Below are 20,966 nucleotides of genomic sequence, written 5' to 3' on the forward strand. Positions count from 1 at the left end.
TATCCATGAGAGCCGAGGTCCGTGCCTTCGTCGTCGAGCAGCTCGCCGACATGAACTACGACGTCGAGGGGCTCGACGACGACACCACGCTCGGTCCCTCCGGCGTCGACCTGGAGTCGCTCGCCCTCGCCGACCTGTCCGTCCGGGTCGAGGACCGTTACGGCCTGACGTTCGCCGACGACGAGTCGGAGCAGCTCGCCCTGATGACGGTCGGCGAGTTCACCACAATGGTCGCCAACCGGGTCACCGAGGCGACGAGCGACAAAGCCTGATGGGCGGTCAGCCCGATCTGGGGCGAGCTGACCTGCTGACCATGCTCGCCGAACTCACCGCGAAACCGGCTGCCGAGGTGTCCGACCGGATCGGCTCGATGGAGCTTGCCTGGCTGGTGCACCTCGTCGAGCAGCGCTACGAACGGCGGCTCGACCTCACCGACGACGAGCTGGCCGGCATCCGCACCGTCGACGACGCCCTGGCGGTGTTCCGGGCGTCGCTGACCGCCTCCGCAGATGGTTGAGGCGCGCGTCACCCAGCTCACCGGCATGTACGCGGTCAGCGCCCTGGGGCGGGGCGCCGACGCGCAGCTCGCCGGTGTGCTGGCCGGTGTGCCGGCGTTCGGACCGGTAGGCCGATTCGACACCACCGCCCGCCGGGTCACCGTGGCGGCCACCCTGCCCGAGGTCGGTACGCTCCCGGACGAACTGGCCGCCGCGGTCGACGCGGCCTGCGAGGCGGCCGGCCTGGACCGCGCGCAGCGCGCCGGGTGCGCCCTGCTGCTCGCCGTGCACGGCGGCGCGGCCCTCGGCGCGGGCCCGACCCCGGCCGTGCTCGCCGGTCAGCTCGCCGCCCGATGTGGACTCTCGGGTCACACCCGGGTCTACACCAGCGCCTGCGTGTCGGCGAGCACGGCGGTGGCCGACGCCGCCGCCAGGATTACCCGGGGGGACGTCGAGCGGGTCGTGGTCGCGGCCGGCTACCTGGTGGAGTCGGACCAGTTCGCGCTCTTCGACGCCGGTCGTGCCCTCGCTGTCGACGGGGCGGTCCGCCCGTTCAGCGCCGGCCGCCGTGGGCTGCTGCTGGGTGACGGCGTGGCCGCGGTGGTGCTCGAATCGAGCACCGGCCGACGACGCGGTGTCGATCCGGCGGCCACGGTGGCCGGTTGGGGACGGGCCGGTGACGCGTTCCATCCCTGCCAGCCTGAGCCCGGCGGCACCGGGCTGTCCCGCGCGGTCGGCGGCGCGCTGCGCCGGGCCGGGCTGCCGCCGCGGGCCGTCGGCTACGTCAACGCCAACGCCACCGGTACCGCGCAGAGCGACGCCGCCGAGGCGGTCGCACTGCGCCGAGCCCTCGGCGGGCACGGCGCGCAGGTTCCGGTCAGCTCCACGAAGTCGCTGCACGGGCACGCGCTGGAGGCGTCCGGGCTGCTCGAACTGGTGGTCACCGTGCTGGCGCTGCGCCACGGTCACCTGCCGGTCAACGCCGGCTGGCTGGCCCCCGACGAGACCTGCCCCGTGAACGTGATCACCGACCGTCCTCAACAGACGGATGCCACCCACGCCCTCACCCTCAACGCCGCCTTCGGTGGCGCGAACACCGCTCTCCTGGTCGGTGTCGGATGACCGCCCCCAACCTCCCGCGATCATGCACTTTCTGCCCCGACGAATCCGACCAGGCACCCGAAACGACAACCGAAACCGCAAGATCGCGGGGAGGCAGGGCGAGGGCGCGATGGCCTGAGGGTGGGGACCAGGGCCTCGCTGCGGGGGTGCCGGGGTTTGTGCACTCGGACTTCGCGCCGGTGGTGGTGGCCGTCGCGGAACGGTGTCTGCGGCGGGCCTACGGGTCGGCCGGGGTGCCCGCCGGGGTGCGGACGGGAATCGTGCTGGTCAGCGCCAGCGGTGATCTCGCCAGCGCCGAGCACGTACGGGCGACCGTCGAGGCCGGCGGGCGGGTCGGCCCGCTGTTCTTCTTCCAGTCCGTGCCCAACAGCGTCGCCGGGCACGTCGCGGCCCGCTGGAACCTGCGCGGCCCGGTGGTCTGCCTCAGCCCGACCGGCGACCCGTACGCCGACGGCGTCGCCGAGGCCGACCTGCTGCGCGACGACGGCGAAGCCGACGAGGTGTTGCTGATTCTGATCGAACAAGCACCCGACAAGCCGACCGAGGCGGCCGCGGTGCTGCTGGGGGGAGGAGCACGACTATGAGGACACGGGGACTGCGCGGCGTACTGGCCGCCGACAGCGAAGTGGGCGCGGGCAACGTCCTGGCCCGGGTACTGGCGCACGGCGCCGACCCGGACGGACCCGGCCTGACCTTCGACACCGCCGTCGACGGGCACCCCGCCGAGACGCCACTGACGCTGGGGCGGCTCGACGAGCGGGTCGCCGCCCGCGCCGCCTGGCTGCACGACCAGGGGGTACGCCCCCGCGACCCGGTCGCCGTCTGGGCCACCGCCGCCGCCGACATGGTGCTCAGCTTCCTGGCGCTGGCTCGACTCGGGGCGATCCCGGCGTTGATGAACGGCAAACTCCGGCCGGAGATCGCCGCCGAGTACATCCGCCGCCTGCGGGGCGTCGGTGTGCTGGCCGACGACGCGCACACCGCGCTGCTGGCCGGGCACGACCTGGGCGTACCGCTGCTCGGCACCCCCGCGCAGGCCGGCACGGGCGACCCGGCCACCGCCCCGGCGCACTACCGGCACCACCCGGACGACCCGATCGTCATCACCCACACCTCGGGGACAACCGGGGTGCCCAAGGCGGTGCTGCACTCGCACGCCAGCCTGTTCGCGGCCACCCGGCACCTGCTCACCATGCCGCAGGCGCAGGGCACCAGCCGGATCCTCAACGCGCTGCCCGCGCCGCACACCGCAACGGTGCTGATGGTCAACCAGGCGCTGGGCAACCGCGCGCAGATGTTCCTGCTGTCCGAGCAGGGCGGTGAGCAGGTGCTGGACGCGATCCAACGCTGGCGACCCGACGGGGTGTTCGGTTTCTCGGTCACCTGGGCGGAGCTGGCCCGCTTCGACCTGTCCGGGTACGACCTGGACTCGGTGCGGCTGTGGTTCAACACCGGCGACGCCTCGCACGAGCCGCACATCCGCCGCCTCGTCGCGGTCGGTTGGCACGACACCGTCACCCGCGACGGCGTGGCGAGGGTGCCCGGCTCGGTCTTCATCGACGGGCTGGGTTCCAGCGAGATGGGGCACTCGATGTTCCACATCACCCATCGCGCCGACACCGACAGGTACGGCCGGTGCATCGGCCGCCCGTACCGGTTCACCAGGGTCGCGGTGCTCGACGCCGACGGCGAGCCGGTGCCGGTCGGCGAGGTGGGTTTCCTGGGCATCGACTCGCCGTCGCTGTTCCGGGGCTACTGGAACGACTCGGCCACCACCTACCGCTTCCGCCAGCGCGGCTGGTACCTCACCGGTGACCTGGTCCGCGCCGACGCCGACGGCCGCTACTACCACCTGGACCGGGCGGTCGACTCGGTCGACGCCGGCGACGGGCGGCGCTTCTACACCGCGCTGTCCGAGGAGCGGATCCTCGCCGCCTGCCCGGACGTCACCGACTGCACTGTGGTGATCGTCGCCGAGGCCGGCGGGGTCGTCACCGACGTGCTGCTGGAGTTGGCCGCCGGCGCGGACCAGGCCGAGGACCGCACCGGCCAGGTCCGCGCGGCCCTCGGCCCGGACGTCGGGGCCACGCTGCGCCGGGTCGTGCCGGTGCGCTCCGCCGACATCCCGGTCACCGTGACCGGCAAGGTCCGCAAGGTCGTCCTGCGCGAGCGCTACCTCACCGAGGCGAGTTCATGAGCGAGCGAATCAGGCAGCGCAGCAGCGTGGAGGCTCCCGCCGCCGCGGAGCGAAGCGGAGCGGTGGCGTGACCGCCCTGATCACCGGGATGGGTCTGTTCACGCCGGTCGGGCGGGGCGTCGAGGAGACCTTCGACGCGCTGACCACCGGTCGGTCCGGGCTGACCCGCCCGCCCGAGGGGCACCCGGCGAGGGAGTCGCTGGACGTCGCCGGCCTGCTGCCCGACATCGACCCGCGGACCGTCGCGTCCGGGCCGGAGACCCGGGTGCTGGACCGGATCGTCGTCCTCGCCCTGCTCGCCGCCGCCGACGCTCTCGCCGACGCCGGCATCGAGGTGGGCCGCGACGTCGACCCCGACCGGATCGGTGTGATCGTCGGTGGGGTCGGGGGGATGGCCACCCTGGAGTCGCAGGTGCTGGCGCGGGCGGCCCGGGGGCGGGCGGCGGTCAGCCCGTACCTGCTCACCGGGATCCTGCCGAACATGCCGGCGGCGCGGATCGCCATCGCGCACGGCATCCGGGGCTACAGCTCGTCGGTCGGCACCGCCTGCGCCTCCGGCGCACAGGCGGTCGCCGACGGGGTACGGCTCATCGCGACCGGGGAGGTCGACGTGGTTGTCTGCGGGGCCAGCGAGGCGCCGCTCTTCCCGACCTTCGCCGACACCTTCGGTAACGCGCGGGCACTGGCGCGCGCCGGCACCGATCCGGGACGGGCGAGTCGGCCGTTCGACACGTCCCGCAGCGGGTTCGTCCTGTCCGAGGGCGCCGCGCTGCTGGTGCTCGAACGCGCCGAGCACGCCGCCGCGCGTGGCATCGCCGGGTACGCCGAGGTGGCCGGCCACGGCGCGACGACCGACGCGTACCACCCGACCGCACCCCGCCCGGACGGCGCGGGCGCGGCGGCGTGCATCCGTCGGGCCCTGCGCAGCGCCGGTGTGCCGGCGGCGGCTGTCGGTTACGTCAACGCGCATGGCACCGGCACGAAGCTCGGTGACATCGCGGAGACCACCGCCCTGGCCGATGTGTTCGGCGTCGGCGGTGTGCCGGTCAGCTCCACCAAGGCGCTCACCGGCCACCTGCTCGGCGCCTCCGGGGTGCTGGAAGCGGCGGCCACCGCGTTGGCGCTCGGCCGGGGGCTCCTGCCGCCGACGTACCACCTCGACGATCCGGATCCGGCCTGCCCGGCGGACCACATCCGTGGCGCGCCCCGCAAGGCCGACCCGGAGTACGCGGTGACCAACTCGTTCGGGTTCGGCGGCCAGAACGTGAGCCTGCTGCTGGCGCGCGTCGCCGAGCCGAGGGGGTGATCGAGGCGGCATCCCGGGCGGGGCGCGTCCGGACGGCAATACGGGGGGAACCGGGTGGGAAGGGTTTCAGGGGACATGGACATCCGTGGTATCGACCACATCGAACTCTACGTGGGGGACGCCCGACAGGCGGCCTTCTACTTCAGCACCGCCGTCGGCTTCGAGATCTGCGGCCAGGGTGGCCCGGAGACCGGGCTGGCCGGGCAACGCTCGCTGCTGCTCTGCCACGGCGACATCCGGTTGCTGCTCACCTCCGGGTTGAGCGCCGAGCATCCGGCCGCGCGGTACGTGCAGCGCCACGGTGACGGCATCGCGGTCGTCGCGGTCGAGGTCGACGACGTGGCGGCCGCGTACGCCGAGCTGGTGGGCCGGGGTGCGACAGGCGTGACGCCGCCGACCACCCGCACCGGCGCGGACGCCGAGGTGGTGATCGCCGAGGTGGACGGCTTCGCCGACGTGCGGCACCGGCTGGTGCAACGCCGGGGCGACCGGGGCGAGTTCCTGCCCGGCGCCATCACCGCGGCCGCGTCCACGGCGGCCGACCACCCGCCCGTGCTCGCCGAGATCGACCACCTGGCGGTCTGCGTGCCGCCCGGTCAGCTCGACGAGACGGTCCGCCACTTCGAGGCGCTGTTCGACTTCGCGCAGATCTTCGAGGAGCACATCGAGGTCGACGGGCAGGCGATGAACTCCAAGGTGGTGCAGAGCCCGTCCGGGCGGGTCACAGTGGTGCTGCTCGAACCGGACCGCACCCGGCGGCCGGGGCAGATCGACGCGTTCCTCGACCAGCACGCCGGCGGGGGAGTGCAGCACCTGGGGCTGCGCACCGACGACATCGTCGGCGCCGTGGAGGCGCTGGGCCGGCGCGGAGTGCGTTTCGCCGGCACGCCGGCCAGCTACTACGACGCCCTGGAGGCGCGGGTCGGTCGGGTGGACGCCCCGCTGGAGCGGCTGCGCGAGCTGGGTGTGCTTGTCGACTCCGACCACGACGGTCAGCTGCTGCAGATCTTCGCCGAGTCGATGCACGTACGTCGCACGCTCTTCCTGGAGCTGATCGAGCGGCGCGGCGCGCGGGGCTTCGGTAGCGGCAACATCAAGGCGCTCTACGAGGCCAAGGAACGGGAACTGGCCGCCGTGGCGGCCACACCACAGGGGGTGGGCGCATGAGCGTGACCGGCTACGAACCGACGCTGACCGCCGAGGAGCGGGCGCTGCTGCCGTCGGACGACGACGTGCGGCACTACGCCGAGCACGGCTGGTACCTGTCGAAGAAGGTGTTCACCGACGACGAGGTGGACGCCCTCGCCGCCGCCACGCAGCGCTACTACGACGGGGAGCGGGACCGCCGGCTGCCGGTACGCCCACCGAAGCTTGCCTACTGGGACCCGTCCAAGGGCCCGGTGCAGCGGCACAACGACTACGTCCACCACGAGCACGACGGGCTCGGCGCCATCCTGCGCAAGCCGCTGATCGGGGCGGTCGCCGCCCGGCTGGCCCAGGCCGACGAGATCCGGGTCTTCCAGTCCACGCTGATCTACAAGCCGCCGATCTCCGGCGAGCCGAGCAACATCGTGCCCTGGCACTTCGACAAGCACTACTGGGCGTCCTCGTCGTCGGAGAAGATGCTCACCGCGTTCATCCCCTTCCACGACTGCGGTGAGGAGATGGGCACCATCACCATGGTCGACGGCTCGCACCGGTGGAAGGAAATCGGCGCGGACGACACGGTGGTGCGGCACTTCGCCGACCGGGATCGCAGCCAGTTGGAGGAGATGCTGGCCGAGAACGCCGCGTACAACGGCGTGGAGATCCGCAAGATCCCGATGGTGATCCCCAAGGGACACCTGAGCTTCCACCACTGCCGCACCTACCACGGCAGTGGCCCCAACGTCAGCGGTCGCCCCCGACAGGCGATCTCGCTGCACCTGCAGGACGGCGACAACGCCTGGCGGGAGTATCCCCTCTCCGACGGCACGCTCGCCGCGTACAACCACGACGTGCTGGTCCGCCGCACCCACGACGGGCGGCCGGACTACGCGGACCCCGACTACTGCCCGGTCATCTGGCGCCACCGCGCCCAGCAGGGAGGCTGACATGTCACGGTACGACTGGGGTAAGACGCACCCGGGCATCGAGCGGTTGGAGCGGGCGGTGACCGACCGGCGCGACGTCGTGGTCAAGCACCCGCTCTACGCCAACCTGGACACCCACGAGGCGCTCGTCACCTTCATGGAGCACCACGTCTTCGCGGTCTGGGACTTCATGTCCCTGCTGAAGTCGCTGCAACGGCAACTGACCTGCATCACCGTGCCGTGGATCCCGACCGGCCCGACCGGCAGCCGCCGCCTCATCAACGACATCGTCATGGTCGAGGAGAGCGACGAACTGGGCGGCGGTTACATCAGCCACTTCGAGCTGTACGTGCAGGGCATGGCCGAGGCGGGCGCGGACACCACTGCGGTGAACGCCCTCATCGACCTGCTGCGCTCCGGCCGTCCGGTCACCGAGGCGCTCACCGAGGCGGGAGCGCCGGCCGCGTCCGCGAGGTTCGCCGCGACGACCTGGCAGATCATCGAGTCGACCCCGGTGCACTGCCAGGCGGCGGCCTTCGCGTTCGGCCGGGAGGACCTGATCCCGGACATGTTCACCCAGGTCGTCTCGGTCAACGAGCGCAGCAACAGGCTGCACACGTTCGTCGACTACCTGGAGCGGCACATCGAGGTCGACGGCGAACAGCACACCCCGATGGCCATGCAGATGCTCGCCGACCTGTGCGGCGACGACGACACCAAGTGGCAGGAGTGCGCCGACACGGTCAACACCGCCCTCGCCGCTCGGGCCCGGCTCTGGGACGACATCCTGGCCGCCATCAAGGGGCCTGCGTGACCGACGCCGACCCGGTCCGGCTCTACCGCACGGTCCGGCTGATCCGCCGGTTCGAGGAACGGGCGGTGGAGCTGGTCCACGGCGGGCAGATCGTCGGCGGCATCCACCCCTACCTCGGTCAGGAGGGGATCGCCGCCGGCGTCTGCGCCGCGCTGGGCGCTGACGACGTGCTCGCCGGCACCCACCGCGGGCACGGGCACGTCCTGGCCCGCGGGGCCGATCCGGCCCGGATGCTCGCCGAGCTGTGCGGCCGGGTCACCGGCCTCAACGCCGGCCGGGGCGGCTCGATGCACGCCGCCGACCTGAGCATCGGCGTGCTCGGCGCCAACGCGATCGTCGGCGCCTCCGGGGCGATCATCACCGGCGCGGTCTGGGCCCACCGCCGCCGGGGCCGCGACACCGTCGGGGTGAGCTTCTTCGGCGACGGCGCGGTCAACGAGGGAATGCTGCTGGAGGCGTTCAACCTGGCCGCGCTCTGGCGGGTGCCGGTGCTGTTCGTCTGCGAGAACAACGGCTACGCCACCACCATGCCGGTCGCCGGCGCGGTCGCCGGCAGCATCGCCGGTCGGGCCGCCGCGTTCGACATCCCGGCCGTCCAGGTCGACGGTCAGGACCCCGAGACGGTACGCGTCGCCGCGTCCGCCGCCGTCGACCGGATGCGCGCCGGCGGCGGCCCCGAGCTGATTGAGGCCCGGACCTACCGCTTCGACGCCCACCACACCTTCGAACACGCGGTACGCCTCGACTACCGCCCACCCGACGAGGTGAGCCGTGCTCGGGCCCGGGACCCGGTGCGCATCCAGGGTGAACGCCTCTCCGACACCGAGCGCGCCGCCGTGGACGCCGAGGTCGAGGCGACAGTCGACGCGGCAGTGCGGTACGCCCTGAACAGCCCCGAACCCGACCCGGCCGACGCGTTGACCTACCTGTACGCCAGCGGCCTGACCGCCCGCACCGGAGGTGGCTGAATGACCCTACGCACCGGAGGTGGCTGAATGACCGTACGCACCGGAGGTGGCTGAATGACCCTATGCACCGGAGGTGGCTGAGGTGCCCCGACTGTCGTACCGCCGGGCGCTGACCCGGGCCCTCGCGGACGAGTTGACCCGCGACGAGGCGGTGTTCCTGCTCGGCGAGGACATCCAGGTCGGGGCGTCGCTGGTGACCACCGGGCTGGCCAAACGGTTCGGCACCGAACGGGTCCGCGACACGCCTCTGTCGGAACAGGCGTTCACCAGCTTCGCCACCGGGGCGGCGCTGGCCGGGCTGCGGCCGGTGATCGAGTTTCAGATCCCGTCGCTGCTGTTCCTGGTCTTCGAGCAGATCGTCAACCACGCCCACAAGTTCCCGTTGATGACCGGCGGGCAGTGCAGTGTCCCCGTCACCTACCTGGTGCCCGGCTCGGGCTCGCGCACCGGGTGGGCCGGGCAGCACTCCGACCACCCGTACAGCCTCTTCGCCCACGTCGGCGTGGTCACCGTCGTGCCGGCCACCCCGGCCGACGCGTACGGGCTGCTGGTCACCGCGATCCGCCACGACGACCCGGTGGTGGTGTTCGCGCCGGCCGGCGCGATGGACGTGCGCGACGACGTCGACGACCTGGTGCCGGTGCCGTTGGGCCGGGGCCGGATCCACCGCTTCGGCGACGACGTCACGGTTGTGGCGATCGGGCACCTGGTGCACGACGCGCTCGCGGTCGCCGAGGAGTTGGCCGACCAGGTCTCGGTGGAGGTGTTCGACCCGCGCACCCTGTACCCGTTCGACATCGACGGTCTCACCGAGTCGGTGGCCCGCACCGGGCGGCTCGTGGTGCTCGACGACGCCAACCGCTCCTGCGGCCTGGCCGCCGAGATCATCGCCTCGGTGGTGGAGCGGGTCCGGCTGCTCGCCCCGCCGCGTCGGGTCACCCGACCGGACGGTGCGGTGCTGCCGTTCGCCCCGGCACTGGACCGGGCCGTGCAGCCCGGCCGGGACCAGCTCGCCACCGCCATCCACCTGACCATGAAGGACTCATCATGATCGACCCGAAGTACGCGTGGCCGGCGGCCAGCCGGGCCTGGAACGACCTGCCGGAGCCGGCCCGCCGGGCCATGGTGGCCAGTGGCGCGGCGGCATGGGAGCAGGTCTTCCACGGCCGGGCCACCTACAACAAGCAGTGGCGGTTGGCCCGACCCCCGGTGCTCAACGCCGACGCCTGGCGGGAACTCAACGAGGTCTGCGACCGGCTCGCACAGCTCATCCTCGACGCCTGCCGTCGTCGGGCCGGCACCGCCGGCGAGCTGCGCCGGCTGCTCGGCGTGCCGGCGGGGGAGACCCGGCTGCTGGACGAGGCCGAACCGCTGACCGAGGCGCTGCTGGCCGCGTACCGCCCGGACGTGATCTTCTCCGGTGGGGTGCCGAAGTTCGTCGAGTACAACATCGACAGCAGCCTCGGCGGCGGGTTCGACGCCGACACCGTCATCCAGCGGTACGCGCGCCTCTACCAGGAACAGGGCATCCTCGACGACCTGCCGGTGCGGGCCGCGCCGTCACTGCTCGACCAGCGGTTCGTGGCGATCCGCGAGGAGCTGCGGCTGCCCGAGGGTGCCCGGGTGGCGTTGCTGATGGACTTCGACGCCGACTATCCCGGCCTCGACGACCCGCAGACGTTCATCCGGATCCTCGACCCCCTCGCCGTACGGGCCCGGGACTTCGGCATCGACCTGGTCATCGCCCCGGTGTCCACCGCCACCCTGGACGCCGGCAACCGCCTGGTCGTGGACGGCGCGCCTGTCGACGCGCTGTTCCGGCTGTTCGTGCCCAACCGGGTCACCCCGACCGCGGGCCTGGACGCGGTGGCCCTGGCCCTCGCCGCCGGCACCCTACCGATGTTCGTGTCGGCGGCGGCCTGGCTGCTCGGCAACAAGACCACGTTCGCCTGGCTGTGGGAGGACGTGGACGGGCTACCCGCCGACGACCAGGCGCTGATCCGCCGGCACGTGCCGTACACGGTGCCGTTGACCGCTGCGGTGCTGGACCGGGCCGTCGCCGAGCAGGCCACGCTTGTGGCGAAGCCGGCCGACGGTTCGGCCGGCCACGGCGTGCTGCTCGGCCCGGAGTTGAGCGCGGCGGACTGGGCCGACGGTGTGCGCGCCGCCGTCGACCAGGGCGGCGCGATCCTGCAGGAGTACCTGCCGACCGACCGGGTGTCGATGGACTTCGTCCAGATCGAGACCGGTGAGACGGTCACCGCCGACGTGCCGTACTCCCTGGCCCCGTACCTGTTCGGCCGCCGAGCCTCCGGTGGCCTGGCGAGGGTCGGCTACCCCGGCTGCGACGGAGTCCTCAACCTGGCCCACGGCGTCCTCCTAACCGGAATCCTCCTCCACAACTAACCCCACCCCCGGGCCTGACCCCCGTTGATCATGAAGTTGTTGCCCTGCGCGGCGGCGTGTCGTGGCAATAACTTCATGATCAACGGCGGGTGCGGTTGCGGTGGGGGGAGAGGGTGCGGAGGGTTTGGGCTGTGGCTATGGCGTCGCTGCGGGCGCTGCCGTGGCGGCCGTCGGTGCTGTAGAGAGTCGGGTCGGCCGTCAGCGGGTGGTCGGTCAGGTGCACGTGGACCGTGCCGAGACGGTGAGCCAGGTCTGCCGTGTGGGCGGACAGGCGGCGCATTCGTTCTCCCAGACCGTCCCGGAGGTGCTCGGGCACCGCCGGGCTGTGCGAGACGTCGAACATGCCCACGGTGATCACGTCGGCGCCCACGTCGCGCAGCGCGGTGATCATCGCGGTCAGCTCGGCGTCCACCGCCTGCGCGTCGTACGCCGGGTGGAACGCGTCGTTGCCGCCGCAGACGACGAGCGCCAGGTCCGGTGCGAAGGCCAGCGCCGGGGCGAGCTGCGTGGCGCGTACCTGGTGCGCGCGCAGCCCGCGTCGACCCAGATTCCGGTACGCCAGCTCGGGGCGTACGGCGGTCAGCTCGGCGGCGACGCGGGCGACCCACTGCACGTCCGGGTAGCCAGGTGTCGGCTCACACATGCCCTCCACGACGCTGTCGCCGAGCGCGACGAACCGCCGCCACGGGTGCCCGTGCAGCAGTTCGGCGGCCTCTCCGGGACGCAGACAGTACGGGTCCGTCGATTCGGTGAGCGCCGATGGCATGCCGGCACGCTAACCGACCGCCGGGCTGCCGGGCCAGGCTCAGCCGGTCAGGCTGACCTCGGCCAGGTAGACACAGGTCCGCCCCTCGTGGGACGAGTAGTAGCTGACCCACAGCAGGTCGTCGTGCCAGACCAGGCCGGGGTAGCTGGTGTCGCCGCCGGACGGCAGCGCGACCAGTTCGGTCAGCTCGCCCCGGTCCGGGTCGACGAGGCAGATCGCGGTGCGGAGCTCGCCGTCGTGCAGGCGCACCCCGGCCAGCAGCCGCCCGTCGGGCAACCGGAGCAGCGTCGGGCCACCCACCTGGACACCCAGGTCGGTCCAGGTCCACTCCCGGTACGGCGGCACGGCCCGGCCGAGTTGCGCCGTGGCGTCGTCCCCGTCGCGGCGCAGCAGGCAGTGCGCCGTGCCGTCCGGGTCGAAGACCAGACCGGACTCGTTGGGGTAGCCGCCGTCGAACAGTGTCGACACCCACGGTTGCAGGTCCACCCCGTCGGTGCTGCGGTAGAGCCGGGCGAAGCGTGGATCCGCTGTGGCGTAGCCGACGCCGTACATCGTGTCGTCGTGCCAGGCCGCCCGCCACACCCAGACACCCGGCTCGCCCACCGGGACCGGATCGCCCCAGGCGTGCCCGTCGCCGGAGTGCCAGGTCACCGTCTGGAACGTCTTGGTGGGCTCCCCGGTGGCCGCCGCCGCCAGCAGTTGCAGGCGACCGTCCGGCCCGGCGACGAAGCGCGGGTCCCGCAGGTCCACGCCGGCCTGCCGCAGGACGGCGGCGGACGTCCACGATCGCCCGTCGGCCGAGGTCAGTATCCGGATCACGCCGTCGTCGCTGAGGTGCGTGCGCGCCTCCCGGAACGCGCAGAACCAGCTCCCCGCGTACCGGACGAGGTCGGTGAACGCGCTGTGCGGGGCGCTGTCGCCGATCCGGCGAACGGCGGTGACCTCGGCGTTGCTGCGGCGAGTTGCTGACGACGTCATACCCGGCGGCCTCCTGGGTTGCAGGGCGCTGACGGTAGCCGACCCGGCCGACGCGTGAGCGGCGATCAGTGGAACGTCCGACGAACACCCTCCGCTGTCGGATCGGCGTCGTTCGCGCGGCGCTGCCGGCGCGCTGGGATGGGATGGTGGCGCGGACCGCGCACGATGGTCGGTGGGCCGGCCGGACGGTGGGGGCGACGGCCGGTCGCTCGGCGCGGAGGAGGTGGGGGCCATCGAGTCGTTCCTCCAGGCCCTCGCGGCGAAGCTGGTCGAGGAGATCGTCAAACGGCTGGTCGAGTGGCTGACGCCGAAGGTGCTGCGGTCGGTGCCGCACCAGGCGTCGCCGAACTGCCCCCGTTGCGGCGGGTACGGGGTCCGCCGGTGGGCGCCCGCCGGCATGTGGCTGTTCCTGCCGTCCCTGCTGGTCTTCGCCTGGGGGTTCGGGTTCACCCTGCTGGGTGTGCCGGTGGTGGTGCTCTCGGTGGTCGCCGTGCTGGTGTCCGACGGCGTCGGTGGGTTGCTGCCCGCGCTGCTCGCGCCGCTGGGCCTGCTGGTCCCCGTCACGCTGATGGTCGCGGGCGCGTTTGGCCTGGCCCACTACCACAGCCACCCACCGAAGTGGTGCGCCCGCTGCCACGGCCGGTGGCCGCGACGGGAGCGGGACGAGTACCTGCGGTCATTGGCTCCCGTGCTGACCTGTGGTTGCGGTCAGAAACTACGGGTGCCGCCGACGGCCACCGGGTCGCGACTGCGCTGCCCCCGTTGTCGTACCGAACACGCCACCCCGACCCCGGTCTAGCCGTTGGTCGACTCCTTGTCGGCGCGGTGGGTGGCGGCGAGCCGCTTCGGGGCGCGGGCGTACCACGCCTCGGTGATCACCTCGGTCAGCTCGGGCAGGCTGACCTGGTCGAGCCGGACCAGGACCGCCGGATAGCCGTCGAGGTGCGGGGTGGTGAGATAGACCGACGGGTCGTCGGCGAGGAGGGCTTCCTTGACGCCGAGGTCGGCGACCCGAACGCCGAGGAGCGGGCCGTCCGGCGCGGCCGCGCCCAGGGCGTCGAGGTCGGCGCGCCGCAGGGGTCGTTCCCAGACGAACAGCTTGTCGCGCACCCGCCAGGCGGGCAGCCCGTCGTACGAGGCCCGCTCGGTGGCCTCGGGCAGCGCGAGCGCGATCCGACGGACGTCGTCCCAGCTGGCCATTCCCACACGGTACGCGCTCAGCGGGGCACGCTCTGCTCGGCGAGGAGTTCGCCGAGCACGTGCCGGGCCCACCCGGCCTTGGCCGGGTCGGGATTGTCCAGTGTGATGAGCGCCTTCCACAGCGCCCAGCCTCGTCCCCGGGCCCAGGTGGCGTCGTCGAGACCGAGCGCGGCGCGGAAGGCGTTCCGGCTCGGACCGTGCAGCAGGGTCCAGGCGATCACGGTGTCGCAGGCCGGGTCACCCACGCCGGAGCAGCCGAAGTCGATGACGGCGGCGAGTCGGCCCTCGCGGACCAACAGGTTGCCGTCCGCGATGTCGCCGTGGAACCAGACCGCCGGCCCGGCCCAGGTGGCGTCGAGGGCTGCCTGCCAGATGCCGGTGACGGTGTCGACGGGAATCCGCTCGCGGTGTGCGTCGATCGCCGCCCGGGTCTCCGCGTCGTACGTGGACAGTGGCCCGCCCCGCCAGGCGCTGTGCGGGCCGGCCGCCGGGCCGCCGGTGGTGTCCACGCTGCGCAGGGCGCGTAGGAAGGCGGCGAGGTCGGTGGCGAACCGGGTCAGGTCGTCGATCCGCTCGGCGCGGGCGGTCTGCCCGTCGATCCACAGGTAGACCGACCATGGGTACGGGTATCCGGCCCCGGGCCGGCCGTGTGCCAGTGGCGTGGGGATCTGCACCGGCAACTGTGGCCCGAGCACCGGCAGCCAACGCTGCTCCTTGGCGACCTGGAGGGCGTACCCGGCACCGCTGGGCAGCCGTGCGGTCATCGTCCCGCCCAGGTGGAACGTACGGTTGTCCCAGCCGTCGACCTCGACCGGGCGTACCGGCAGGTGCGCCCACTGGGGGAACTGCTCGGCCACCAGTCGGCGGACCAGTGTCACGTCGATCCGGTCGGCCACGGCGTCGTCGGTCTCCGGCACGCCGTACGGGGCTGCTTCGCTCATCGGCCCGAGCCTGCGGCAGCCGGGCCAGCCCCGCAACGGGTTTACGAGGTGGCGACGGGGGTGGACCGCGTCGGGGTCGTCGACTCGGACGAGCGGGCCACCAGCGGGTACGCGGTGACCACCAGGCACGCCGCCGCCATGGTCAGCAGGGCCGGGGTGAGCCCCAGCGCGTCCACCGACCAGCCGCCGAGCAGCGCGCCGACCGGCAACCCGACGAACGCCAACGAACCGGCGATGCCGATCACCCGGGTCTGCAACTCCGGCGGCACCCGTTCGTAGAGCGCCACGCCGAGCAGCGGGTTGATCGCCGCGATGCCGACTCCGGACAGGAACGTCACCACGAGCACCACCGGCAGCTCGTCGCTGATCGCCAGCGCCACCAGCCGGGGAGTGCCGGCGACGAGCGCGCCGAGGAGGAACGTCAGCCGTCGGGGCAGCCGGGGCCCGAGCGCGGTGAACAACAGGTTGCCCAGCAGCGCGCCCGCCGAGAACGCCGCCAGCACCAGGCCGAGCCCGCTCGGGCCGTGCAACTCCCGGGCCACCCAGACCGGGATGTAGACGGCCACGCTGGCGTTGGCCACCATGTTCAGCGCCGAGATGACGGCGAGCATGCCGAGCAGCGGTCTGTCCCGACCCAGGTAGCTGAAGCCGCCCCGCAGCGCGCGCAGGTAGCTCTCCGGCTGGGCGGGTTGCGTCGGGGCGGCCGGCGGGCGGACCAGGACGCCGACGAGCAGCGCGCAGACGCCGAAGCTGGCCGCGTCGATGAGGATCGCCTCGGTCACCCCGAACGCGGCGATCAACAGGCCGCCGACGGCGGCGCCGAACAGGGTCATCACCCGGCTGAGGCCGTCGTACGCGGAGGTCAGCCGGATCAGCGGCACTCCGGCGGCCTCCGCGACCGGGCGGAACATCACGTGTTTCACCCGGTCGCCGATGCCGCGCAGCGCGCCGGCCACCGCGACGAGCGCCACCAGCGGGGCGAAGCCCAACCACGGGGTCAGCGCCACGACGACCATCGCCACCGCGCTGCCGGCGTCGCAGAGGATCGAGGTACGGCGCAGGCCGATCCGGTCCGCCCAGGGCGTGCCCAACGCGCTGGACAGCAGGTACGGCAGGGTCTCGGCGAACGCGACAAGGCCCATCTTGGTGGGGCTGCCGGTGGTGACCAGCACCAGCCACGGGATGGTCACCACCGAGATGCGGGTGCCCAGGTTCGAGATCAGGTCGGCGCTGACCAGGACGACCAGTTGCCGGCGGGGGGTCACGCCCCGACCGCCGCCGCCCGGCGGGCCGCGTACCGCGCGCGCAGCGCCCGCTTGTCCACCTTCATCGACCGGTTCACCGGCAGCCGGTCGACGAACTCCACGCCGGCTGGCGCCCACATCTCGTTGAGGTCGGCGGTCACCAGGTCGATCAGCTCCGCCCCGGTGACCGTCGCGTCCGGCCCGAGCACCACGTACGCGTACGGGACCTCGCCGACCGTCTCGTCCGGCACGCCGATCACGGCGGCGGCGCGTACCCGCGGGTGCCCGACCAGCACGTCCTCGATGGGGCGGCAGAAGATCGCCCAGTTCCGTCGGTGCGTGACGATCATGTCGTGCGCCCGGTCGACCAGGTAGAGGTAGCCGTCGTCGTCGAGGTGGCCGATGTCGCGGGTCCGCACCCACCCGTCGACGAGCGTCTGCGCGGTCAACTCCGGTTGACCGTGGTAGCCGGCGAAGCTCAGTCGGGTGCGCACCCACACCTCGCCGTCGCGGCCCGTCGGCAGTACCGCTCCGTCGTCGTCGCGGATCTCGACACGGACGTCGCCGTAGGGCCGTCCGCAGGAGCGCAGCCGCTCCGGGTGCTCCGGATCGTCGGTCAGCCCGGGCAGCGCGGTGATCACGACCGCCTCGCTGAGGCCGTACACGATGCGCAGCACCGGGCCGAACCGCGCGATGGCCTGGCGCAGCCGGGCGGGCGCGGCGGGCCCGGCGCCCACGTTGAACATGAACATGGCGGAGAAGTCCGCGCCGACGAGCGCCGGGTGATCCAACACCTCGTAGAGCATCGGCGGGGTGACGAACGTCGAGTTGATCCGCTCCCGCTGCACGGTGTCCACGAAGGCCACCGGATCCCAGTCGTCGCGCAGGAACAGCACCCCGCCGGTGAACAGGTTGAACAGCGTGGTGATCTGCCCGCTGGCCAGCCACATCGGCGAGTGCGACAGGTGCCGCAGCAACGGGAACCCGGCGGCGCGAAAGTCGGCGGCCAGGGTGAGGATCTGGGCGTAGAAGCTCTCCCGGTGGTGCACCAGCTTGGGGCTTCCGGTGGTGCCGCTGGTCTGCAGGAACGACTCGGGCGCCGGCACGGACGTCGGCAGGTCCGTCACGTCGGTGTCGGCGGTGAGGTCGGGGCCGGCACCGCCCGCGCCCAGGCAGCAGACCGGTGTGCCGGGCAGCGCCGCGGCCAGCTCCGGGCCCAGACTGGCCCGGTCCCGGGCGTCGTAGACCAGGGCGTCCGGGCGGGCCAACCGGATGAACTCGTCGACCTCCCGGCGCGCGGTCACCGGGGCGACCCACATCGTCCGGCAACCGAGCAGATGCAGGGCGAGCTGCAGCAGCGGACCCTCCACCGCGTTCGCGACGGTCACCAGCACCGCCGACCCGGGCCGTACGCCGTGCCGGGTCAACGTCGCGGCCATCGCCCGGACCCGCGCGGCGGCCTCGGTGTAGGTGAGTCGCCGGTCGGCGCCGACCAACGCCTCCCGGTCGCCGAATTCGGCGAAGAGGTCCAACACCCTGTGCACGTAGGTCGGCGTGTGCCCGGGTCCGTCAGTCATCCGGCAGCCCCCATCTGAGAAAAGCGGTGGTCCCCGGGCAGCTCCCGGTGACGACGCGACGGTGGCGCGCTTGGGCGACCGCACCGCCGCCGCCTGGAAGCCTAGGCGCGAAACGGCTGGTAGGAACCGTGCCGACGGGCGATCCGAGCGACCCGCCGGACATTTGATGGCGTCGATCAGGTTGATTGACGCCCGTCAGCGGCGGCGGCTAGGTTTCTGGACCATCGTCCAGGCGGGCGCCGTCAGCGGACGGCCCTGGGCTGCCACACGATGGAGGTTCCATGGCAACGGCAACCCCGAAGAGATGGCCTGTCATCGCCGCCGCGACCGCGCTGTTGGTCGTCGGCGCACCCGCCGTCGTCGCCAGCGCCGGTCCGTCCGGCACCGCCGCCGGCCGACCCGACCGCGCCGAGTGGGCGGGCAGTTGGGCCACCGCGGTCACCCGGGGCAACTCGGTCGGGTTGACCAACACCGGCCTCAACAACCAGAGCGTCCGGATGATCGTGCACGTGTCGGTGGGCGGCCCGGCGCTACGGGTACGCCTGAGCAACCTCTACGGCGAGCAGGCGGTTACCGTCGGGCGCGCCACCATCGCCCGGCCGAACACCGCGACCCCCGACGACCTCTCCGACATCGTCGCGGCGTCGGTGCGCCCGCTGACCTTCACCGGTGCCGCCACGGCGACCATGAACCGGGGCGCGGAACTGCTCAGCGACCCGTTGGCCTTCCCGGTCGCGGACGACAGTGACCTGGTGGTCACCCTGCACTTCCCGACGCCGACCGGCCCGACCACGTTCCACGGGCAGTCCCAGCAGGCCAACTTCATCGGCGCGGGGGATCTGACCGGGGTGGCCGAGGGCACCGGGTTCACCACCCGTCCCACCTGCTGCTGGTTCTTCCTCTCCGGCATCGACGTGCAGCGCAAGGGCAGCCCAGGCTCGCTCGTCGTGCTCAGCGACTCGATCGGTGACGGCAACGGCAGCACCGTCAACGCCAACCGGCGCTGGCCCGACCTGCTCTCCGACCGGCTGCTCGCCGACCGGCCGGACAAGCGCACCCCGGGCGTGCTCAACCTGAGCCTGGCCGGCAACCGGCTCAACCATGAGGGCACCGAGCCGGGCGACGGCAACTACCCGGGCTACTACCAGCTCGGCCCGAACGCGGCGGCCCGGCTCAACGAGGACGTCTTTCCGCAGACCGGGGTGCGTACCGTCGTCACCCACCTGGGCATCAACGACATCTGGATGTCGAACGACGCACCCGAGGCGATCATCGGCACCCTGCGGCAGATCAACCAGCAGCTCCAGCAGCGCGGCCTGACCAGCCTGGTGGCCACGCTGACCCCGTACGAGGGGCACGGCGCGCCGGGCGTGTGGACGCCGCAGAAGGAGGCCACCCGCCAGGCGGTGAACGCGTACCTGCGCGGCAGCCGGGAGTTCGACGGTCTGCTCGACTTCGACCGGGTGCTGCGCGACCCGGCCCGGCCCAGCCAGCTGCTGCCCGCGTACGACTCGGGAGACCACATCCACCCGAACGACGCCGGAAACCAGGCACTGGCCGACGCCGTGCCGCTGCGGCTGCTCGACCTGTGACATCGGCCGGGGGCGGCGGGCGATCCCCGCTGCCCCCGGCCACCGACATCCTGGGGAGGAGTTGGCCGTGGACGTGGAGGAGATACTCACCGGCCTGTACAGCGAACAGGGCAGACAGAATCCGTACCCGTGGTACGCGGACCTGCACCGGCTCGGCCCGATCAGCGCGGTGCCGACGCGCGCCGAGCACCGTACGGTGGCCGCCGTCGCGGTCGGGTACGACCTCGTCGACGCGCTGCTGCGCGATCCGGAGTGGACGAAACAGCCGCCGCCGGGCTGGGAGGAGCAGGAGATCCTGCGGACCTTCCAGACCTCGATGATGTTCGTCAACCCGCCCGATCACACCCGGATGCGGCACGTCTTCTCCCGCACCTTCACGCCGCGCCGGCTCGGCGCGCTGGAACCGGTGATCCTGCGGGTGGTCGACGAACTGCTGGACCGGATGGCGGACGCCGGGGAGGGCGTGGTCGACTTCGTGGCCGACTTCGCGTACCCGATCCCGGCCCTGGTGATGGCCGAGTTCATCGGTATCCCGGCGGCGGAGTTGCCGTGGTACCGCGAGCGGGTGGAGTGGATTGACGAATTCCTGGACGTGGCGGGGAAGACCCCGCAGCGCCTCGCCGCCGCCAACACCGCCGCGCAGGAGTTGCGGGCCCTCTACCGGGACCTGCTCGGGCACCGCCGCCGGGTGCCCGGGGACGACCTGCTCAGTGCGTTGGTCGAGGCGCTCGACTCCGGCGAGGTGGAGCTGACCGAGGAGGAGTTGATCAGCAACTTGATCGTGCTGTTCAACGCCAGCTTCGTCACCACCGTCTACATGTTCAGCAACGGGCTGCCGTTGCTGCTGGCCCACCCGGAGACGGTCGCGGCGCTGCCCACCGACACCACGCTGGCGCAGGGCTGCGTCGACGAGGTGCTGCGGTTGGCGAGCCCGGTGCACTTCCTGGCCCGCGCCGCGCCGGCGGACACCGTGCTGCACGGCGTGCCGGTCGCCGCTGACGACAACGTGCTGATCATGATCGGGGCGGCCAATCGGGACCCGGCCCGCTTCCCAGCCCCGGACACCTTCGACGCGACCCGTCCCGGCCCTCCGTCGCTGGCCTTCGGTGTGGGTCTGCACTTCTGCCTCGGCGCGGCGGTGTCGCGGTTGGAGGGTCGGCTCGCGCTGCCCCGGTTGTTCGCCAGGTTCCCCGCGCTCACGGTCACCGAAACGCCGACGTACAGCGGCAGCCTGTTCCTGCGCGGCATCGACAAGTTGCTGGTCAGCACCGGCGGATAGGAGCGAC

At 72.5% G+C, this 20,966-nt stretch carries 21 protein-coding genes; 15 read left to right on the plus strand and 6 right to left on the minus strand.

Going from position 1 to position 20,966, the window contains the following annotated elements; translation table 11 throughout:
- Nucleotides 1-5 precede the first annotated feature (5 nt).
- The 12 genes from ACQP0U_RS14955 to ACQP0U_RS15010 all read left to right on the plus strand — a co-directional run bounded on the left by ACQP0U_RS14955 (nt 6) and on the right by ACQP0U_RS15010 (nt 11,382).
- On the plus strand, nt 6-272 hold the full coding sequence (locus tag ACQP0U_RS14955; protein ID WP_196922961.1) for an acyl carrier protein: 267 nt from the start codon (nt 6-8) through the stop codon (nt 270-272).
- Nucleotides 272-517, plus strand: coding sequence for an acyl carrier protein (locus tag ACQP0U_RS14960; protein WP_433319775.1), 246 nt, complete (start codon nt 272-274; stop codon nt 515-517). Before ACQP0U_RS14955 ends, ACQP0U_RS14960 begins: the two co-directional genes overlap by 1 nt.
- Nucleotides 510-1,619, plus strand: coding sequence for a beta-ketoacyl-[acyl-carrier-protein] synthase family protein (locus ACQP0U_RS14965; RefSeq protein ID WP_433319778.1), 1,110 nt, complete (start codon nt 510-512; stop codon nt 1,617-1,619). Before ACQP0U_RS14960 ends, ACQP0U_RS14965 begins: the two co-directional genes overlap by 8 nt.
- Before the next feature lie 146 nt (nt 1,620-1,765).
- Nucleotides 1,766-2,203 carry a beta-ketoacyl synthase chain length factor gene (locus ACQP0U_RS14970; protein ID WP_433319781.1) on the plus strand — a complete coding sequence of 146 codons (438 nt, stop codon included), beginning with the start codon at nt 1,766-1,768 and terminating at the stop codon, nt 2,201-2,203.
- Entirely contained in the window at nt 2,200-3,816 is a 1,617-nt protein-coding gene (locus tag ACQP0U_RS14975) for a class I adenylate-forming enzyme family protein (RefSeq protein ID WP_433319784.1), read from the plus strand. The genes ACQP0U_RS14970 and ACQP0U_RS14975 overlap by 4 nt, the downstream gene beginning before the upstream one ends.
- A gap of 67 nt (nt 3,817-3,883) precedes the next feature.
- On the plus strand, nt 3,884-5,122 hold the full coding sequence (locus ACQP0U_RS14980; protein WP_433319787.1) for a beta-ketoacyl-[acyl-carrier-protein] synthase family protein: 1,239 nt from the start codon (nt 3,884-3,886) through the stop codon (nt 5,120-5,122).
- A gap of 75 nt (nt 5,123-5,197) precedes the next feature.
- Nucleotides 5,198-6,289, plus strand: coding sequence for a 4-hydroxyphenylpyruvate dioxygenase (gene hppD / locus ACQP0U_RS14985; protein ID WP_433319790.1), 1,092 nt, complete (start codon nt 5,198-5,200; stop codon nt 6,287-6,289).
- The gene (locus tag ACQP0U_RS14990) at nt 6,286-7,215 is read left to right on the plus strand and encodes a phytanoyl-CoA dioxygenase family protein (protein ID WP_433319793.1); all 930 of its coding nucleotides are present in this window, start codon (nt 6,286-6,288) and stop codon (nt 7,213-7,215) included. The genes hppD and ACQP0U_RS14990 overlap by 4 nt, the downstream gene beginning before the upstream one ends.
- A 1-nt stretch (nt 7,216) precedes the next feature.
- Complete coding sequence (locus tag ACQP0U_RS14995) at nt 7,217-8,008, plus strand: DUF3050 domain-containing protein (RefSeq protein WP_433319795.1); 792 nt, start codon at nt 7,217-7,219, stop codon at nt 8,006-8,008.
- Nucleotides 8,005-8,976: a thiamine pyrophosphate-dependent dehydrogenase E1 component subunit alpha gene (locus ACQP0U_RS15000; protein WP_433319797.1), complete on the plus strand. Its 972-nt coding sequence runs from the start codon at nt 8,005-8,007 to the stop codon at nt 8,974-8,976. Before ACQP0U_RS14995 ends, ACQP0U_RS15000 begins: the two co-directional genes overlap by 4 nt.
- A gap of 82 nt (nt 8,977-9,058) precedes the next feature.
- Nucleotides 9,059-10,027 carry an alpha-ketoacid dehydrogenase subunit beta gene (locus ACQP0U_RS15005; protein ID WP_433320850.1) on the plus strand — a complete coding sequence of 323 codons (969 nt, stop codon included), beginning with the start codon at nt 9,059-9,061 and terminating at the stop codon, nt 10,025-10,027.
- Nucleotides 10,024-11,382, plus strand: coding sequence for a hypothetical protein (locus ACQP0U_RS15010; RefSeq protein ID WP_433319800.1), 1,359 nt, complete (start codon nt 10,024-10,026; stop codon nt 11,380-11,382). Before ACQP0U_RS15005 ends, ACQP0U_RS15010 begins: the two co-directional genes overlap by 4 nt.
- 79 nt (nt 11,383-11,461) lie before the next feature.
- Here ACQP0U_RS15010 and ACQP0U_RS15015 read toward each other — a convergent pair whose 3' ends face one another.
- A complete protein-coding gene (locus ACQP0U_RS15015; protein WP_433319803.1) occupies nt 11,462-12,148 on the minus strand; it encodes an SGNH/GDSL hydrolase family protein in 687 nt (228 codons plus the stop codon).
- 39 nt (nt 12,149-12,187) lie between these two features.
- Entirely contained in the window at nt 12,188-13,126 is a 939-nt protein-coding gene (locus tag ACQP0U_RS15020; protein WP_433319805.1) for an exo-alpha-sialidase, read from the minus strand.
- Nucleotides 13,127-13,298: 172 nt separating this feature from the next.
- On the opposite strand from ACQP0U_RS15020, the gene ACQP0U_RS15025 reads away from it, so the two are divergent.
- Nucleotides 13,299-13,925 carry a hypothetical protein gene (locus ACQP0U_RS15025; protein WP_433319808.1) on the plus strand — a complete coding sequence of 209 codons (627 nt, stop codon included), beginning with the start codon at nt 13,299-13,301 and terminating at the stop codon, nt 13,923-13,925.
- Here the strand turns inward: ACQP0U_RS15025 and ACQP0U_RS15030 are convergent.
- From ACQP0U_RS15030 to ACQP0U_RS15045, 4 genes are read right to left on the minus strand one after another with little or no spacing between them, the layout of a single operon-like run.
- Nucleotides 13,922-14,326: an MmcQ/YjbR family DNA-binding protein gene (locus tag ACQP0U_RS15030; RefSeq protein ID WP_433319811.1), complete on the minus strand. Its 405-nt coding sequence runs from the start codon at nt 14,324-14,326 to the stop codon at nt 13,922-13,924. The genes ACQP0U_RS15025 and ACQP0U_RS15030 overlap by 4 nt on opposite strands.
- 17 nt (nt 14,327-14,343) lie before the next feature.
- A complete protein-coding gene (locus tag ACQP0U_RS15035) occupies nt 14,344-15,267 on the minus strand; it encodes an aminoglycoside phosphotransferase family protein (RefSeq protein ID WP_433319814.1) in 924 nt (307 codons plus the stop codon).
- A gap of 41 nt (nt 15,268-15,308) precedes the next feature.
- Complete coding sequence (locus ACQP0U_RS15040) at nt 15,309-16,532, minus strand: MFS transporter (RefSeq protein ID WP_433319817.1); 1,224 nt, start codon at nt 16,530-16,532, stop codon at nt 15,309-15,311.
- Nucleotides 16,529-18,088 carry an AMP-binding protein gene (locus tag ACQP0U_RS15045; RefSeq protein ID WP_433319820.1) on the minus strand — a complete coding sequence of 520 codons (1,560 nt, stop codon included), beginning with the start codon at nt 18,086-18,088 and terminating at the stop codon, nt 16,529-16,531. The genes ACQP0U_RS15040 and ACQP0U_RS15045 overlap by 4 nt, the downstream gene beginning before the upstream one ends.
- 314 nt (nt 18,089-18,402) lie before the next feature.
- Between ACQP0U_RS15045 and ACQP0U_RS15050 the strand changes: the two genes are divergently transcribed.
- Both ACQP0U_RS15050 and ACQP0U_RS15055 read left to right on the plus strand, forming a co-directional pair.
- On the plus strand, nt 18,403-19,680 hold the full coding sequence (locus ACQP0U_RS15050) for an SGNH/GDSL hydrolase family protein (RefSeq protein ID WP_433320853.1): 1,278 nt from the start codon (nt 18,403-18,405) through the stop codon (nt 19,678-19,680).
- 67 nt (nt 19,681-19,747) lie between these two features.
- Nucleotides 19,748-20,959: a cytochrome P450 gene (locus tag ACQP0U_RS15055; RefSeq protein WP_433319823.1), complete on the plus strand. Its 1,212-nt coding sequence runs from the start codon at nt 19,748-19,750 to the stop codon at nt 20,957-20,959.
- Nucleotides 20,960-20,966: the final 7 nt, after the last annotated feature.

It is taken from the genome of Micromonospora sp. CA-269861, from assembly GCF_050948505.1.
Lineage (GTDB): Bacteria > Actinomycetota > Actinomycetes > Mycobacteriales > Micromonosporaceae > Micromonospora.

Bases quoted from the DNA above. Each gene is read 5' to 3' on its own strand.
- ACQP0U_RS14955 (WP_196922961.1), top strand. From the start codon at position 6: ATGAGAGCCGAGGTCCGTGCCTTCGTCGTCGAGCAGCTCGCCGACATG.
- ACQP0U_RS14960 (WP_433319775.1), top strand. From the start codon at position 272: ATGGGCGGTCAGCCCGATCTGGGGCGAGCTGACCTGCTGACCATGCTC.
- ACQP0U_RS14965 (WP_433319778.1), top strand. From the start codon at position 510: ATGGTTGAGGCGCGCGTCACCCAGCTCACCGGCATGTACGCGGTCAGC.
- ACQP0U_RS14975 (WP_433319784.1), top strand. From the start codon at position 2,200: ATGAGGACACGGGGACTGCGCGGCGTACTGGCCGCCGACAGCGAAGTG.
- hppD (WP_433319790.1), top strand. From the start codon at position 5,198: ATGGACATCCGTGGTATCGACCACATCGAACTCTACGTGGGGGACGCC.
- ACQP0U_RS14990 (WP_433319793.1), top strand. From the start codon at position 6,286: ATGAGCGTGACCGGCTACGAACCGACGCTGACCGCCGAGGAGCGGGCG.
- ACQP0U_RS14995 (WP_433319795.1), top strand. From the start codon at position 7,217: ATGTCACGGTACGACTGGGGTAAGACGCACCCGGGCATCGAGCGGTTG.
- ACQP0U_RS15010 (WP_433319800.1), top strand. From the start codon at position 10,024: ATGATCGACCCGAAGTACGCGTGGCCGGCGGCCAGCCGGGCCTGGAAC.
- ACQP0U_RS15015 (WP_433319803.1), bottom strand. From the start codon at position 12,148: ATGCCATCGGCGCTCACCGAATCGACGGACCCGTACTGTCTGCGTCCC.
- ACQP0U_RS15020 (WP_433319805.1), bottom strand. From the start codon at position 13,126: ATGACGTCGTCAGCAACTCGCCGCAGCAACGCCGAGGTCACCGCCGTT.
- ACQP0U_RS15030 (WP_433319811.1), bottom strand. From the start codon at position 14,326: ATGGCCAGCTGGGACGACGTCCGTCGGATCGCGCTCGCGCTGCCCGAG.
- ACQP0U_RS15035 (WP_433319814.1), bottom strand. From the start codon at position 15,267: ATGAGCGAAGCAGCCCCGTACGGCGTGCCGGAGACCGACGACGCCGTG.
- ACQP0U_RS15045 (WP_433319820.1), bottom strand. From the start codon at position 18,088: ATGACTGACGGACCCGGGCACACGCCGACCTACGTGCACAGGGTGTTG.